Annotated in this window: 14 protein-coding genes; 11 read left to right on the plus strand and 3 right to left on the minus strand. The window is 52.8% G+C overall.

The window, feature by feature from the left end:
- Positions 1 to 4: 4 nt before the first annotated feature.
- Positions 5 to 1210, minus strand: a complete 1206-nt coding sequence (locus LG200_RS05570; RefSeq protein WP_404809797.1) for an acyl-CoA dehydrogenase family protein — start codon at positions 1208 to 1210, stop codon at positions 5 to 7.
- 390 nt (positions 1211 to 1600) lie between these two features.
- Here LG200_RS05570 and ssuD point away from each other — a divergent pair, with 390 nt between their 5' ends.
- Both ssuD and LG200_RS05580 read left to right on the plus strand, forming a co-directional pair.
- Positions 1601 to 2764, plus strand: coding sequence for an FMNH2-dependent alkanesulfonate monooxygenase (gene ssuD / locus LG200_RS05575; protein ID WP_226757309.1), 1164 nt, complete (start codon positions 1601 to 1603; stop codon positions 2762 to 2764).
- Positions 2765 to 2858: 94 nt separating this feature from the next.
- The gene (locus LG200_RS05580) at positions 2859 to 4025 is read left to right on the plus strand and encodes an acyl-CoA dehydrogenase family protein (RefSeq protein ID WP_226757310.1); all 1167 of its coding nucleotides are present in this window, start codon (positions 2859 to 2861) and stop codon (positions 4023 to 4025) included.
- A gap of 130 nt (positions 4026 to 4155) precedes the next feature.
- Here the strand turns inward: LG200_RS05580 and LG200_RS05585 are convergent, their stop codons facing one another.
- Positions 4156 to 4371 (minus strand): hypothetical protein, encoded by a 216-nt coding sequence (locus LG200_RS05585; protein ID WP_226756593.1) that lies wholly within the window; start codon positions 4369 to 4371, stop codon positions 4156 to 4158.
- Positions 4372 to 4388: 17 nt separating this feature from the next.
- Positions 4389 to 5624, minus strand: coding sequence for an SfnB family sulfur acquisition oxidoreductase (locus LG200_RS05590; RefSeq protein ID WP_226756594.1), 1236 nt, complete (start codon positions 5622 to 5624; stop codon positions 4389 to 4391).
- A gap of 406 nt (positions 5625 to 6030) precedes the next feature.
- Here LG200_RS05590 and msuE point away from each other — a divergent pair, with 406 nt between their 5' ends.
- The 9 genes from msuE (at position 6031) to LG200_RS05635 (ending at position 15577) form a co-directional block, all read left to right on the plus strand.
- Positions 6031 to 6624, plus strand: coding sequence for an FMN reductase (msuE, locus tag LG200_RS05595; protein ID WP_226756595.1), 594 nt, complete (start codon positions 6031 to 6033; stop codon positions 6622 to 6624).
- A gap of 13 nt (positions 6625 to 6637) precedes the next feature.
- Positions 6638 to 7732 carry a dimethylsulfone monooxygenase SfnG gene (gene sfnG / locus LG200_RS05600; protein WP_226756596.1) on the plus strand — a complete coding sequence of 365 codons (1095 nt, stop codon included), beginning with the start codon at positions 6638 to 6640 and terminating at the stop codon, positions 7730 to 7732.
- Between the two features lie 20 nt (positions 7733 to 7752).
- Positions 7753 to 9051: an ABC transporter substrate-binding protein gene (locus LG200_RS05605; protein WP_226756597.1), complete on the plus strand. Its 1299-nt coding sequence runs from the start codon at positions 7753 to 7755 to the stop codon at positions 9049 to 9051.
- A 66-nt stretch (positions 9052 to 9117) separates the two neighbouring features.
- The gene (gene sfnG / locus LG200_RS05610; protein ID WP_226756598.1) at positions 9118 to 10215 is read left to right on the plus strand and encodes a dimethylsulfone monooxygenase SfnG; all 1098 of its coding nucleotides are present in this window, start codon (positions 9118 to 9120) and stop codon (positions 10213 to 10215) included.
- Between the two features lie 21 nt (positions 10216 to 10236).
- Entirely contained in the window at positions 10237 to 11382 is a 1146-nt protein-coding gene (locus LG200_RS05615) for an AMP-binding protein (protein WP_226756599.1), read from the plus strand.
- The gene (locus tag LG200_RS05620; RefSeq protein WP_226756600.1) at positions 11379 to 12155 is read left to right on the plus strand and encodes an ABC transporter ATP-binding protein; all 777 of its coding nucleotides are present in this window, start codon (positions 11379 to 11381) and stop codon (positions 12153 to 12155) included. Before LG200_RS05615 ends, LG200_RS05620 begins: the two co-directional genes overlap by 4 nt.
- 25 nt (positions 12156 to 12180) lie before the next feature.
- Complete coding sequence (locus tag LG200_RS05625; RefSeq protein WP_226756601.1) at positions 12181 to 13062, plus strand: branched-chain amino acid ABC transporter permease; 882 nt, start codon at positions 12181 to 12183, stop codon at positions 13060 to 13062.
- Between the two features lie 7 nt (positions 13063 to 13069).
- Positions 13070 to 14137: a branched-chain amino acid ABC transporter permease gene (locus LG200_RS05630; RefSeq protein ID WP_226756602.1), complete on the plus strand. Its 1068-nt coding sequence runs from the start codon at positions 13070 to 13072 to the stop codon at positions 14135 to 14137.
- 102 nt (positions 14138 to 14239) lie between these two features.
- The gene (locus LG200_RS05635; RefSeq protein ID WP_226756603.1) at positions 14240 to 15577 is read left to right on the plus strand and encodes an ABC transporter substrate-binding protein; all 1338 of its coding nucleotides are present in this window, start codon (positions 14240 to 14242) and stop codon (positions 15575 to 15577) included.
- Positions 15578 to 15641 lie beyond the last annotated feature (64 nt).

Consider the following 15641-nt stretch of genomic DNA (forward strand, 5'->3'; position numbering starts at 1 on the left):
ATGTTCATGAGTAAAATGTTGGCGTGGGGTACTGTTGTTTCAGTGCCCACTCGCCAAGCTCCTTTATCTTGTAATCCACTGGATCATGCAGCGTATGCGTACGCAAATTGCGCCAGTGCCTGTCCAGGCGCAATCCTGCATGGGTAGCCCGTGAACCTGTGACTTCAAACATGCGGCTGGTGATATCCAGGCCTATCCTGGTTGCCAGGATTTTGGCTGAAGTGATGCTGATAGCCACTTGGCCGCGCTCTTCTTCAGTCAGCTGGTTTTGCTTGTTCCATGCTGCATCAAATTTTGCTGCCGCCATGTCAGTCAGCGCCCGCGCGCTTTCCAGGCTGACCCAGAATTCGCCATAGTGGGCGAGTATGTAGGGGTCTTCATCTGTTTGCCTGCTTCCCGATCTGTGCCAGGGCCGGGCTTCATTCAATGTATAGTGCCGGGCATCTTCAAAGGCACCTTCCGCAATGCCCAGGTAGATATTGGTCAGTATCAGCTGTGCCAGCAGGGGCCTTAAACAGGAAAATGGCGTACTCAATGGCCCCGGCTCGGAGAGTATGTCATTGTCCTCCACCCGCACTTTTTCAAAATTGACGCTTCCGCTATCGGTCTGACGCTGGCCGATATTATCCCAATCCTGTAATACCGTAATTCCTGTCCGCCCTGTTGGAACAGCTGCAACAACCAGCTCATGGTTGCCTTCTTGCCGGTAGGCAGAGACAATCAGCATCTCGGAATCGGTAGCGCCTGAGCAGAAGCTCTTCTTGCCGGAAAACTCTTGCCAATGCCCAACCTGGCGGCTGATAGTCCTTTCATCCAGGGGATTTAGCGCATTGCCCCAAAACCAGTTGAGGCGTGCCGTGTGTTCAAACCATGGGCGCCATTGATCTGGCCTGGCAAACAAGCGCACGGTTGCCAGCATCAGATGGTGAAAGGCAAATACATGGGCAATCGAGCTATCGACCTTCGACAGCTCCCTCACTACCAGTAACGTTTCCTGCCAATTGGCACCCAGTCCGCCTTGTTCCCTGGGAATGGATAGTGCCAATAGACCGCTGGCACGCAGTGCATCCCGCTCCAGCTTTGGCGTTCCTCCTGTCAAGTCACGCTCTGCTGCTGTAGCAGCAAATTCAGTTGCCAGCCTCCGGGCCGTTTCTTGTGGCGTTGTGTCATCGGCCGCAATGTAGCTCTCCTGCAGCACTGGTATCGTAATAGCCAAAAGTTATATTCCTTGCTTGTTTATATAAGATACATAGCAGGGATCGTGCCAATCGGATTGAGGGATACAGTCAATAAAGCTAATTTGCGAATCTTGCCGTAGTGAGTTTTTCTATGAAGCCCGCCGAGGCAGGATTTTGGGGAGGTTAGGGACGAAATATATCCAAGGGAGATTCAGTAAAGCCTGCCATAAAAATCAGCTCATTTGATTTCATGACAGATATTTACTGCTTCCATGGAAGCAAAGCAGCACGTCAATGCTTGTATACCAGCAGAATATAAATACAGGTTTTCTAAAAACAATAGAAATCATGCGGTTATATAATGGCATGCTCTTTGCTGAAAGGATCGGTGGATAAGAAAACTTAAGCATAAGGAAAGTATGATGGAGATATTCTGGTTTTTACCTACCCATGGAGATAGTCGCTACCTGGGTACCAGTCATGGCGGCAGGGCAGTGACGCATCATTACCTGAAACAGATTGCGCAGGCAGCAGATCAACTGGGATTCAAGGGAGTGCTGATCCCGACTGGCCGCTCATGCGAAGACTCCTGGGTAGTCGCTTCATCCCTGATCAACTTCACTGAGAGATTGAAATTTCTTGTTGCCATCAGGCCCGGTATTATTTCCCCTACAGTTTCAGCACGCATGGCCGCCACACTGGATCGTATTTCCGATGGCCGCCTGCTGATCAATGTGGTCAGTGGCGGAGACCCTGATGAGCAGCATGGGGATGGCAATTTCCTCAGCCATGGTGAGCGCTATGCAGAGGCTGATGAGTTCCTGAAAGTCTGGCGCGGTGTTGCTGCTGGAGAAGCAGTCGATTTTGAAGGGCAATATATAAAAGTCAGGAATGCCAAGACCATGTATCCGCCCGTGCAGAAGCCTTATCCCCCCCTGTTTTTTGGAGGATCATCCGAAGCAGCTGTGGAGCTGGCTGCCCAGCAGATCGACGTTTACCTGACCTGGGGCGAGCCGATGGATGCTGTGGCTGAAAAGATTGCCGTAGTGCGCGAGCGTGCAAAGGCTTATGGGCGTGAAGTGAAGTTCGGTATACGGATGCACGTGATTGTGCGTGAAACCAGTGAGCAGGCATGGCAGGCGGCAGATGAGCTGATCTCCCATGTGACAGATGAAACCATCGCCTCTGCTCAGAAGGCATTCTCCCGGTTTGATTCTGAAGGGCAGCGCCGCATGTCAGCACTGCACGGCGGCAGGCGCGACCAGCTGGAAGTGGCCCCCAATCTGTGGGCGGGAGTCGGCTTGGTACGCGGCGGTGCAGGCACTGCGCTGGTAGGTAATCCTGAGGAAGTAGCAGAACGCATCAAGGAGTATGCAGCGCTGGGAATTGAGTATTTTATTTTCTCAGGATATCCCCATCTGGAAGAGTCGTATCGCGTGGCAGAGTTGTTGTTTCCCTTGCTGCCGATTGAACTTCAACCTGGAACCTCTGCAGTAAAGCCCAATCTCACCGGGCCTTTCGGGGAAATGGTGGCCAATGATATCGTGCCACCGCCTTCAGTGAGCAAACTAGCTGTCGTCAAGTAACTGATTCAGCGTTCATCATTTAAAACACGAGGTAATTCAATTGAGCGAAGCAGGGCTATTAAGACAGGTACCCAACCATGAGCAGGCAAAGGCATTGGATGTCCTGACGCCCAAGGAACGGGCAAGCAGATTGGCTACAGAGTTTGCCAAAACTGCCGTCGAACGTGACCAGGCGGGCGGAACTCCCAAGGCAGAACGGAATGCTATCCGGGAAAGCGGATTGCTTTCCCTGATGATTCCCCAGTCATTAGGTGGTCTGGGGCAGGGCTGGCAGCCAACACTCGAGATAGTGCGTGAATTTGCACGTGTGGATAGCTCAATAGCGCAGGTATTCGGCTTTCAACACCTGATGCTGGCCACTGTGCGCCTGTTCGGCACCGAGGCCCAGTGGAAGCCTTGGTTTCGCCAGACAGCGGTCAACAACTGGTTCTGGGGTAATGCGCTTAACCCGCTGGATTTGCGTACTAGCAGCAGTATTGAGGATGGCGCACGTGAGTTTCATGGCAAGAAGAGCTTCTGCTCTGGCGCCACCGATTCCGATATGCTGATTGCCTCGGCCCTGGATGCCGAAACAGGCAAGCTCCTGATAGCGGCCATTCCGACTGCTCGTAAAGGCATTACATTGCATCATGATTGGGACAACATCGGTCAACGCCAGACCGATAGCGGCAGCGCTGATTTTGAGCATGTTCGCGTGGAGGCGGATGAGCTGTTGCTTGACCCAGGTCCTTTGAGTACGCCTTTTGCATGCCTGAGACCGTTGATTGCACAGTTGATTTTCTCGAACATTTACCTCGGCATTGCCCAAGGTGCGTTGGCTGAGGCCAGGCAATACACGCTCAGGCAATCACGTGTCTGGTCTGGATCCCTCGCCAGCGATATCCAGGCAGAGCCATATACCTTGCTGCATTATGGCGAGTTCTGGGTGGGGCTTGAAGGTGCCAGGTTGTTGACTAACCATGCCGCAGAGCTGCTGGATGCAGCATGGAATAAAGCCGAGTCCCTTACGCTGGAGGAACGGGGGGAGCTGGCGATTGCAGTGACTGCCGCCAAAGTGGCAACTACGAAGGCAGGACTTGATATTACCCACCGCATGTTTGAGGTAACAGGTGCGCGTGCGACGACTGCGGCCCTTCGCCTTGACCGCTTCTGGCGGAATTTGCGGGTTTATACCCTGCACGACCCTGTGGATTTCAAGCTGAAGGAGCTGGGAGATTGGGCACTTAACCAGCAATATCCGACACCTTCGTTTTATTCGTAATTACAGCAATAAAAAGCCCGGGAACCCGGGCTTTTTATTGCTCACAAGAAGGCTGGTTGGGCAGTTATGATGATCGCACTGCCTAATGTCTGTTCAGGGCAGTCAGGGTTCAATGACGGTCGAGGTTGTATTATTCCAAGGTCGAGCTGGTGCCGGAAAGCTCAAGCATTTTGTTGCTGGCGAGCAGGGCGATTTCGGTGGTTAACGTCTCTGCCACTGCAATAGAAGCTACAGCAAAACTGGCCTCACCAGGATTGCTGGCTACAGTGCTGCTCTTGTCTTCAGCTTGGTATCTTGCCCATAAAAAACGGCATCTGCAAAGATGCCGTTCAGGATCAATCTGCATATCTAAATGAAGATTGATTAGATCCAAGGGTGGCGCGGAGGCTTGACGTTATTCAATGCATAATTGCCTACGGCATAGTATTTCCAGCGCACCGGGTCATGCAGCGTGTGGGTGCGGGCATTGCGCCAATGCCGGTCCAGGTTGAACTGGGCCAGCGTGGAGCGGGTACCAGCCAGCTCGAACAGCTTGCTTCCTGCATGCAAGGCGGTTTCCGTACTTAATGCCTTGGCTTCTGCGACTGCAATGGAAGCTGCTGCCACCGTTTCTTCATCAGGATTCTGCTGGGCGGCATCAATAAACTCTCCCGCCCGCTTGAGCAGGGCATCCGTGGCATGCACGCGGATTTGGGTATCACCAATGTCCCTGATCGTCAGCGGATCCTCATAACCATGCTCGAGGTCAGTATCTATCCATGGGCGGGTGTGATTGCGCACAAAATGGATGGTGTCACGCAATGCTGCACGTGCAATGCCAGTATCCACGGCCGCCTGGATGATCTGAGCAATTGGGCCCATGGTGGTCGGTCGGTCAAATGCGAGGTGGTGCGGGAGCACATAGTCGGCAGGCACAAAAATCTCTTCCAGGATAGTCGTCCCACTGGCGGTGGTACGTTGGCCGAAACTGGACCAGTCATCAATGATGGTCAGCCCCTTGGCGCCTTTTTTCACAAACGCAACAACGGTCTCATCATGCTCGTTCTTGGCAACCACTGGCACCCAGTCTGCGAGCAATGCGCCGGATGAGTAGAATTTTTTCCCTGATAGCAGATAACCTCCATCCGTAGGTTTGAGGCGCGTCTGTACGTCATTGACGCTTTTGGTGCCAATTTCCGAGAAGGCATTGCCGAAGCGCACACCTTGCAGCACTAGGTCAAAGAAAAACTTCTTCTGGAATTCACTGCCATCAAGGCGGATTCCTTCCACCATGTAAAGATGGTTTTGCGGGATCTGGCCTATGCTTGGGTCGGCCTCTGCGATGATCGCAATCACTTCCGCCAGGGTGGCGTTGGAAACAAAAGCCCCTCCGTATTCCCTAGGCACAGTAATGCCCCAGAGGCCGCTTTGTGAAAACAGATCCAGCTCGGCTCGCGGCAGGCGACGTTCCGCGTCGCGAACGGCTGCTTCCTTTGCTATTTCTGCAGCGATGCGCTTGGCCACTTCTATGGCTTCGGCATCATTCTTGATGATATGGGCTTTCGCTCTAGTAGTTTCTTTAATTTCTGCTTCTTCCAGCAGTACCGATGTATCAGTCATGGATAACCCTCAAAAATGGTTAAGGCGATATACACGGAATGTGATTATCTGGAATTTGCTTGTGCATTTAACGTGCCATCAATACATCAGTTTGATTATTAAAAAGATTATTTTTATTGGATATGGGAATGCATGGATGTAAACAGCAAGTTGCTGCATGGATGCTGATTAATCAGCAGGTCTGGACGGCGGGATGAACCACACTATTCAAACACTACAAATGCTGCTTCTTCATCAGCAGCTGTTCAGCATTCAGTATGAATATCAACATGCAGAAAAATGCATAGGATTAATTAACTTGTTGAATTTTATTGGATTTTAACATTGGCATAGATGCTGCTATCTACTAATTGTTATTTGCAATGAATAGAAAATTGCAAAAGTGAATAAGCAGACTGGAGTCTCCATGAGTAATAAATTGAAGCTAGTGGCAGTGTCGGGCAGCTTGAACAATCCATCCCGCACCACAACGCTATTAAAGGTCATTGTCAAAGAGCTGCAACAGAGGTTGCCGCTCGATGTGCATTTTATCGAGTTGCAAGATATCGGCCCATTGCTTGGATCTAGTTTGAGCCGCCTTGCACTGCCCAAGCAGGCAGTGGATGAAATACTCAAGATAGAAGAGGCGGATATCCTGGCCGTTGCCACTCCAGTCTACCGGGCTTCGGTGACAGGGCTATTCAAGCACCTGTTCGATTTCGTCGGTCACGAAACCCTGGTCAACACTCCTGTATTCCTGGCTGCCACTGGCGGTAGTGAACGCCACGCACTGGTCATTGATCACCAATTACGGCCCTTGTTCAGCTTTTTTCAGGCGCTCACGTTACCGCTGGGCGTATATGGCAGTGAGGCCGATTTTGGCGATGCTGCACCAGGATACTCTATTGAAAGTGAAGCCCTCAATGCACGCATCATTCTGGCCGTGGAACGGGCTTTACCTTACTTGCAAGCCCTGCTGCCAGTGGATGCACCCAGGCTCTCACTGGTGAATGCCAGGTGAGGGGGTAAATAAGGTGAGTCAAGCAGAACCTATTCGTTTCGCCTACTGGGTCTCCAATTTGAGTGGAGGCCAAGTGGTCAGTGATATTGAGCAATCCACAGGCTGGAGCACTGAGTACAACATTTCCCTGGCACAACAGGCAGAAAAACTGGGGTTCGAATATGCCCTGACGGCTACCCGGTTTTTGGGTGGATATAAAGCCGAGGGTCAGCATGAGTCCATCATCCTGACTACCGCCATGCTGCAAGCCACCAAAAAGCTCAGGGTCATTGCCGCAGTATTGCCTGGTATCTGGTCGCCAGCCCTGCTCGCCAAGCTGGCAATTACGGCAGACCATCTTTCCAATGGTCGCTGGGCAGTCAATGTGGTGAGTGGCTGGTTCAAGGATGAATTTACTGCCATGGGTGAGCCCTGGCTGGAACACGATGAACGCTATCGCCGCTCTGAAGAGTTCATTCAGGTGCTCAAGGGACTATGGCAACCAGACCCATTCACCTTCAAGGGTGACTTTTACCGCGTCAATGAGCTTGCCTACAAGCCTTTGCCCATCCAGAAACCACATCCCGAAATTTTCCAGGGCGGTAACTCCAGCGCTGCCAGGCAGATGGCTGCCAGGGTTTCTGATTGGTATTTCATGAATGGGGCTTCCATTGATGTGCTTGCAGCGCAAGTCAGGGAGGTTTCACAAGAGGCTGCGCGCCATGGGCGCAAGGTCAAGTTTGCCGTCAATGCATTTGTCATTGCCCGCGATACCGAAGCTGAAGCACTGGCAGTGAGGGATGACATCATCCGCCTGGCAGATCCTGAGGCTCTGGATGGGTTTGCCAAAGCAGTGCAACAGGCTGGCCTGGCCACTGGCGACAAATTGGGCATGTGGGCGCAATCCCGCAAGCAGGATTTGGTGCAACCCAATGACGGTTTTAAGACTGGCTTGATTGGGACACGTGAGCAAATCACCGAACGCATCCTCCAGCTCAAGCAGATCGGGATAGACCTCGTATTGGTAGGCGTACTCAACTATGACTGGGAACTCACCCAGTTTGGCGAACAAATCATTCCATTGGTAAGACAGGCTGAGCAAGGCGATTCGAGCCAGCAGGCCGCATGATGCTTAAAGGTAGAACCATAATGAAAAGAAAAACAGTTTTGATATTGGCATTGACGGCTGCGCTGGTGTCCATCACCACGCAAGCAGCCCAGGAACAGCATTTCAGTATTGCCGGCTATCGCATTGGCCCTTATGCGGCTGGCGGTTCTGGACAGGCCAGTGGCCTGGAGGATTATCTGCAACTGATCAACCTGCGCGATGGTGGCGTCAATGGCGTCAAGCTGAGCTGGACCGAGTGCGAAACCGAATACATCGTCGAACGAGGTGTGGAGTGCTATGAGCGCACCAAGAAAAATGCCACCACGTTCAACCCATTCAGCGTGGGCATTGCCTATGGCGTGATAGATCGTGCCACCGCAGACAAGATACCGGTAATCACGCCCAACCATGGACGTACAGACTCTACCGATGGCCGCGTGTTTCCTTATATCTTCCCGGTCATCCTCAATCCATGGAGCGAAGCCTCGGCCATTATCAACTACCTGGCGCAGCGTGCTGGCGGCCCTGACAAGCTCAAGGGCAAGAAGATTGTCACGCTGTATCACGGCTCTCCTTATGGTAAGGAAACCATCCCGATTTTCGCCTTGCTGGCCAAGCAGTACGGTTTTGAGAACATCCAGATCGAAGTGCCACACCCCGGCAATGAGCAGCAATCCCAATGGCTGAACATTCGCCGCATCAAGCCGGATTGGGTGATCTTGCGTGGCTGGGGCGTCATGAACCCGGTTGCGCTCAAGACCGCACAAAAGACGGGATTCCCGACTGATCGCATCATCGGCAATGTCTGGAGCAACTCCGAGGAGGATGCAGAACCTGCCGGTCAGGCTGCCAAGGGATACATATCGGCCACCACCCATCCTTCAGGCAGTCATTTCCCGGTGCTGCAGGACATCAAACGCCATGTCTACGGTGCCAACAAGGGCAAGATCGAGCCGCAGCGCGTAGGCAGCATTTATTACAACATGGGCGTGCTTGACGGCATTTTGCATGTAGAGGCCGTCCGGGTGGCGCAAAAGAAGTTTGGCCAACGTGCATTGACCGGTGATGAGTTGCGCTGGGGCTGGGAGCATATCGCGATTGATGATAAACGCCTCGATGAACTCGGTGCAAGCGGCCTGCTGCAACCAATCAAGCTGACTTGCGACGACCATGAAGGAGGCGGCGCAGTGAAGTTCCAGCAGTGGGACGGCAAGCAATGGAAAGTGATTTCAGACTGGATACAGGCTGACCGCAAGCTGTTGCGCCCGCTGATCGAGGCATCGGCAGAGAAATATGCCAAGGAAAAGAACATCAAGCCACGCGATTGCAGCAAGGAATAAAACGTTAAACCCAGGCCCATTATGAGCAGGGTTCAATAGTCATCACTATGTGAAAGGATCAAAAGAATGAGCAACAAGAAGGAAGATATCAAGTTTGCCTACTGGGTGCCCAATGTGAGCGGTGGCCTGGTAGTAAGCAAGATCGAGCAACGCACCAGCTGGGATATTGACTACAACATCAAGCTGGCCCAGTTGGCAGAGCAGAACGGCTTTGAATACGCATTGAGCCAGATCCGCTTTACGGCTGGTTATGGCGCTGAGTTCCAGCATGAGCCCGTGGCATTTTCCCATGCTCTGCTGGCAGCCACTACCAAACTCAAGGTGATTGCAGCCATCCTGCCTGGCCCATGGAATCCTGCGGTTGCAGCCAAGCAGCTTGCCACCATAGACCAGCTGACCAAGGGACGGGTTGCGATCAATGTGGTATCCGGCTGGTTCAAGGGAGAGTTTCAGGCTATTGGCGAGCCATGGCTGGAACATGATGAGCGCTATCGCCGCTCCGAGGAGTTCATCCGCGCGCTCAAGGGGATCTGGACCACTGACAACTTCACCTTCAAGGGCGATTTCTACCGTTTTCATGATTACACCCTGAAACCAAAGCCATACAACACCAACCCCCATCCCGAGATATTCCAGGGCGGCAGCTCCCGCGCTGCACGCGATATGGCATCCAGGGTGTCAGACTGGTATTTCACCAATGGCAATACGGTAGAAGGCATCAAGGCCCAGGTGGATGACATTCGTGCCAAGGCCGCTGCAAATGGTCACCAAGTCAAGGTTGGAGTGAACGCCTTCATTATTGCACGCGATACCGAGGAAGAAGCGCGGGCAGTGCTAAAGGAAATCATAGACAAGGCCGACCCGGAAGCGGTCAATGCCTTTGGCGATGCGGCCAGGCAGGCCGGCAAGGCCAGCCCCGAAGGGGAGGGCAATTGGGCCAAGTCCACCTTTGAAGACCTGGTGCAATACAACGATGGCTTCAAGACCAATCTGATTGGCACGCCACAGCAAATTGCAGAGCGCATTGTGGCGCTCAAGGCAGTTGGCGTGGACCTTGTGTTGTCAGCTTTCCTGCATTTCCACGAGGAGGTGGTGTATTTCGGCGAAAAAGTGCTGCCATTGGTGCGTGAGCTGGAACAGAAACAGGTAGCACTCGCTGCCTGAAGCAAGGGCGAGGGAAATCATATGGCAAACGATACCTTACCCAACTGGCTGATCCACCACGCCACAACCCAACCCAAACGGGTGGCCCTTCGCTATAAAAAGCTAGGCATCTGGCATGAGCAGAGCTGGCAGAACTTGCGCGGCGAGGTCGGGCAATTGGTGGATATCCTTGACGGGATCGGCTTTAGGCGTGATGACACCCTGGTGTTGCTGACCCATCCCAGGCGCGAGGCTTTATTGCTTTCACTCGCCGCTCAATGGCTGGGAGGTGTTGCTGCCCCATTGGATCCCTCTCTGGAAGCCAATGATGTAGCGTTGCTGTTAAGGCACCTCAATCCGGCTTTTGTGTTTGCCGAAGGCCAGGAACAGGTAGATCAAACCCTGGCTTCCAGCCGTCCGGATGTGCGCATCATCTACGCGGAAGCCAGGGGTTTATCTGCCTACCCTCAAGCCACGCTGCAGCATTACCAGCGTTTGTTGCAGGATACCCCGAATGCATCCAGGGCTCCGCTTTCCGAGGCTGCACAAATTGCGTTCTCGCTTTATCGAGTGAACGGGGAACGCAATGTGCAAGTAGAAAGTTTCCGCCATGATGAGTTATTGAAGGAGGGAAGCCACCTGGTGTTTGCCGAACGTCTCGGCAGGCATGAGGAAGCGCTGGCCGCACGAGTCTTTGCAACCAGCGGGCATTTGCGTTATTTATTGTCCCCCTGGCTGGTAGCTGGGTTTACCCTCAACTTCCCTGAGAATATTGCCACCAGGGATGCAGACAGACGTGAATTGGGCCCGACACTGGTTGCTGGCACTCGTGAAACCTACCAGCGGCTGGAGTCGCTGGTCAAAGCACGGCTTCCCGTGCCGGATAGTCTGGCAGGCCGATTGGTGACCTATGCATTGAGGCCGGATGGCTCTTTTCTGCAGCGTTTTCTTGGCCATTGGCTAGTCAAGCGTCCACTGCGGGACGTGATTGGTTTCTCCCGTATCCGGGTGCCATTGCTGATTGGTCCTGCGTTGCCTGTGGAATCGCTGAATTTTTTCAAGAGCCTGGGAATTCATGTCCGCACCTGGGACAAGGTGGCCAACTGGCACACTTTGTCCACCACGACCTCAAGGCAAGTGGCGCCCGTACGGGATGCTCATTCCGGCAAGATCTCGAAGGCTTCATGATGGCGGCCATCCCATTGCTAGAACTGCAGGACATCTCCCTCTCATTCAAGGGCGTCAAGGCCATCAATGATATTAGTTTCACTGTAGGCCAGGGAGAGATCTGCGCGCTTATCGGCCCCAACGGTGCCGGAAAGAGTTCATTGCTCAATGTGATCAACGGGGTTTATCAGCCTGACCAGGGAGTAATAGGCTTCAATGGTAAAAGTTATCGGAAGATGCAGTCTCACCAGGCTGCGGTGCATGGCATAGCACGTACTTTTCAGAATATTGCCCTATTCAAGGGAATGAGCGTGCTGGACAACGTCCTGACTGGCCGTAACCTGAAAGTGAAAAGCAGCTGGATAGAGCAGGCATTCAATATAGGACGCGCACCTTCGGATGAATCCACCCAAAGACAAAAGGCTGAAGAAATTATTGATTTCCTGCGCATCAACCAATGGCGCAACAGCATAGTGGGCACCTTGCCCTATGGTTTGCAGAAACGGGTGGAACTGGCGCGTGCATTGGCAGCGGAGCCCAGGCTTTTATTGCTGGATGAACCCATGGCTGGCATGAACAGCGAGGAAAAAGCCGAGATGAGCAGCTTCATCCTGGATACCCAGCGGGAGTTCGGCACTACTGTGGTGTTGATTGAGCATGATATCGGCGTTGTCATGGATCTCTCAGACCATGTTGTAGTGCTGGACTATGGCAAGAAAGTGGGGGATGGCACGCCGGATGAGGTACGTAAGAATCCTGATGTGATCGCTGCATATCTTGGTACGAAACATTAAAAATAATTCATAAGGTAATGAAGTAATGGATTTTTTCCTTGAAGTATTGACTGGTGGACTGCTGGCCGGATTGATGTATTCATTGGTCGCCATTGGTTTTGTACTGATATACAAAGCCTCTGGCGTGTTCAACTTTGCCCAGGGATCCATGGTGCTGTTTGCTGCATTGACTTTTGTCAGCTTGCTGGAGCGTGGTGTGCCGTTCTGGGTGAGCTTTGCCATCACGTTGCTTGCCATGATAGTCCTGGCATGGGCGATAGAGCGCATTGTGCTGAGGCCATTGGTCAACAGACCGCCCATTACGTTATTCATGGCGACATTGGGCCTGAGCTACATCATAGAGGGCTTGGCACAAGCCTTGTGGGGAGCTCAGGTGCATGGCCTGGATCTAGGCATCAGTGACGAGCCGCTTGAAGTGGGCGGTATGCTGCTATCCCAGTTTGACTTATTTGCCGCCGCAACAGCAGGTGCATTGGTGCTGGTGTTATCACTCTTGTTCAACAAGACCAGGATAGGCATCTCCCTGCGTGCGGTGGCTGATGACCAGTTGGCGGCACTTGCCGTGGGGATCAAATTGCAGAGGATATGGATGGTCGTATGGGCAGTGGCTGGCTTTGTGGGCTTGGTGGCTGGCTTGCTCTGGGGGGCGCGCCTCGGGGTGCAGTTCTCTTTGTCACTAGTGGTGCTCAAGGCCTTGCCAGTGCTGATCATAGGCGGGTTTACCTCCATAGGGGGCGCCATTGCTGGCGGCCTGATTATCGGGGCCTCTGAAAAACTGGCAGAAGTCTACCTGGGGCCCATGATCGGCGGCGGGATAGAAAACTGGTTTCCATATGTACTGGCACTGTTGTTCCTCTTGGTCAGGCCAGCAGGCATTTTCGGCGAACGCGCCATAGAACGGGTATAGGCACATCATGATATACAGGGAATCCGGTCAGTTCGTCACTACCTACGGGGCTGACCGCCGCATATTCAAGCTATGGCAACAACGCTGGGCTTTATATACCTTGCTGGGTTTTGCCTTTGCAGTAGTGCCGTTTATTGGCAACGATTACTGGTTCAGCGCCATCCTCATCCCATTTCTGGTGTTGTCACTGGCTGGCCTGGGACTCAACCTGCTTACAGGCTATGCCGGACAGATATCACTGGGCTCAGCAGCTTTCATGGCGGTGGGTGCCTTTGCTGCCTATAACTTCCAGTTGCGCATAGAAGGCATGCCGCTATTGCTGAGCTTTGTCCTTGGCGGCTTCACAGCCGCCATGGTGGGCGTGGTATTTGGCCTGCCCAGTCTGCGGATCAAAGGTTTTTACCTGCTGGTTTCCACACTGGCTGCGCAGTTTTTCGTCACTTGGGTTTTGACGCAATTTGGCTGGTTTTCCAATTACAACTCTTCAGGGGTAATCACTGCGCCACCATTGGTGATCGCAGGATATGACTTCAGCTCACCGGCAGGGCGCTACCTGCTGACACTGGGCGTGGTGACAGTCCTGGCTTTCCTGACCAGGAACATTGTGCGCAGTGAACTAGGGCGGCACTGGATGGCAGTGCGCGATATGGACACAGCGGCTGCGGTCATTGGCATCCCCATCCTGAAAACCAAGTTGCTGGCATTTGCCATCAGCTCCTTTCTGCTGGGGATTGCTGGCGCGCTCTGGGCCTTTACTTACCTGGGCACGGTAGAGCCTCATGGCTTTGACCTTAGCCGCTCATTCCAGATTCTGTTCATCATCATTATTGGTGGCATGGGCAGCATTCTAGGCAACTTCCTGGGCGCAGCCTTTATCGTGCTGCTACCCATACTGCTTTCCAACCTATCAGCAAATTTCCTTGCAGGCGTGGTTGACCCGGGGCAACTGGAAAACCTACAGAAGATCATTTTTGGCGCACTCATTATCTTCTTCCTGATCAAGGAACCGTCTGGCTTGGCGCGTTTGTGGCAATTACTCCGCGAGCGTGCCCGTATCTGGCCACAACGATTCTGAATGACTTAAAAGCTATAAGGAACATCAATAGATGGTTTCAATATATTGAATATCAATAAATTAATGGGTTTTAAATTTCGTATATTAATTGAGGAAGAAAACATGTTGTCTATCATAAAAAAGCCAAGCGCTCTGATCGGGGCGATTGCGTTAGGCCTGGGTTTCCTGGGTGGAGTTGCGCAGGCAGCCAATGAGCAATATTTCCCGCTGCAAAGTTATCGTGTGGGGCCTTATGCCGCAGGTGGCACCGGCTTTTTTGGCGGGTTTATTGATTACCTGCAATATGTGAACCTCAAGGAAGGCGGCGTCAATGGCGTCAAGTTCACCTGGAGCGAGTGCGAAACTGAATACGTAGTGGAGAAGGGCGTGGAATGCTATGAGCGCCTGAAGAAGGGCTTGAATGGTGCGCCTGCCGCAGCCACCAATCCATTGTCTGTTGGCATCGCCTATGCCACGCTGGATCGATCTGCTGCAGACAAGCTGCCGTTGATCACGATTAACCATGGGCGTACCGACTCCACCGATGGCAGCGTGTTCCCGTATGTGTTTCCTTTGCAGCTCAACCCTTATAGCGAAGTGTCCGCGATCATCAACTACATCGGTGACAAGTCAGGCGGCCTTGACAAGCTAAAAGGCAAGAAAATCGTGACGCTGTTCCACGGTTCGCCCTATGGCAAGGAAACCAACCCTATCCTGGAACTCTTGGCCAAGAAGTATGGCTTCCAGCTTACGCTGATCGAGGTGCCACACCCTGGCAATGAGCAGCAATCGCAATGGCTGAATATCCGCCGCATCAAGCCGGATTGGGTGATTTTACGCGGCTGGGGAGTGATGAACCCGGTAGCGTTGAAGACCGCCCAGAAGACAGGTTTCCCGGCTGACCACATTATCGGCAACATCTGGAGCAATTCCGAGGAAGATGCAGCACCGGCAGGCGCGGCTGCCAAGGGTTTCATTTCCATTACCACCCACCCATCCGGCACCAACTTTCCTGTGTTGCAGGATATAGACAAGACCGTGATCAAGGCAGGCAAGGGCAATCTGCAAGACCTCAAGCGTCTCGGTACGGTGTATTACAACCTTGGCGTGGTCAACGGCATCCTCAACGTGGAAGCAGTGCGCGTAGCGCAGGCCAGGTTTGGCAAGCGCCCATTGACCGGCGAAGAGGTGCGCTGGGGCTTTGAAAATATCAAGCTGGATGACGCCAAGCTTAGGCAACTGGGTGCCTATGGCCTGGTGCAACCCCTCAAGCTTTCTTGCTCCGACCATGAAGGTGGCGGCGCTGTTCGCTTCCAGCAATGGGATGGCAAGCAATGGAAAGTGATTTCCGACTGGGTGCAGGCGGATCGCAAACTGCTGCGCCCCATCATTGAAGAGTCATCCCATAAGTATGCCAAGGAAAAAGGCATTACGCCTCGTGATTGCTCCAAAGAGTCTTAATTAATCAGGCATTAAGCCATGGTACTGGTGAGTGTTTATGAAGTTGACATTTATTAATATCATG

It is taken from the genome of Methylobacillus caricis, from assembly GCF_020532705.1.
Taxonomy (GTDB): Bacteria; Pseudomonadota; Gammaproteobacteria; order Burkholderiales; family Methylophilaceae; genus Methylobacillus; species Methylobacillus caricis.

Bases quoted from the DNA above. Each gene is read 5' to 3' on its own strand.
- ssuD (WP_226757309.1), top strand. From the start codon at position 1,601: ATGGAGATATTCTGGTTTTTACCTACCCATGGAGATAGTCGCTACCTG.
- LG200_RS05625 (WP_226756601.1), top strand. From the start codon at position 12,181: ATGGATTTTTTCCTTGAAGTATTGACTGGTGGACTGCTGGCCGGATTG.
- msuE (WP_226756595.1), top strand. From the start codon at position 6,031: ATGAGTAATAAATTGAAGCTAGTGGCAGTGTCGGGCAGCTTGAACAAT.
- sfnG (WP_226756598.1), top strand. From the start codon at position 9,118: ATGAGCAACAAGAAGGAAGATATCAAGTTTGCCTACTGGGTGCCCAAT.
- LG200_RS05620 (WP_226756600.1), top strand. From the start codon at position 11,379: ATGATGGCGGCCATCCCATTGCTAGAACTGCAGGACATCTCCCTCTCA.
- LG200_RS05635 (WP_226756603.1), top strand. From the start codon at position 14,240: ATGTTGTCTATCATAAAAAAGCCAAGCGCTCTGATCGGGGCGATTGCG.
- LG200_RS05605 (WP_226756597.1), top strand. From the start codon at position 7,753: ATGAAAAGAAAAACAGTTTTGATATTGGCATTGACGGCTGCGCTGGTG.
- LG200_RS05615 (WP_226756599.1), top strand. From the start codon at position 10,237: ATGGCAAACGATACCTTACCCAACTGGCTGATCCACCACGCCACAACC.
- LG200_RS05630 (WP_226756602.1), top strand. From the start codon at position 13,070: ATGATATACAGGGAATCCGGTCAGTTCGTCACTACCTACGGGGCTGAC.
- LG200_RS05590 (WP_226756594.1), bottom strand. From the start codon at position 5,624: ATGACTGATACATCGGTACTGCTGGAAGAAGCAGAAATTAAAGAAACT.
- LG200_RS05585 (WP_226756593.1), bottom strand. From the start codon at position 4,371: ATGCAGATTGATCCTGAACGGCATCTTTGCAGATGCCGTTTTTTATGG.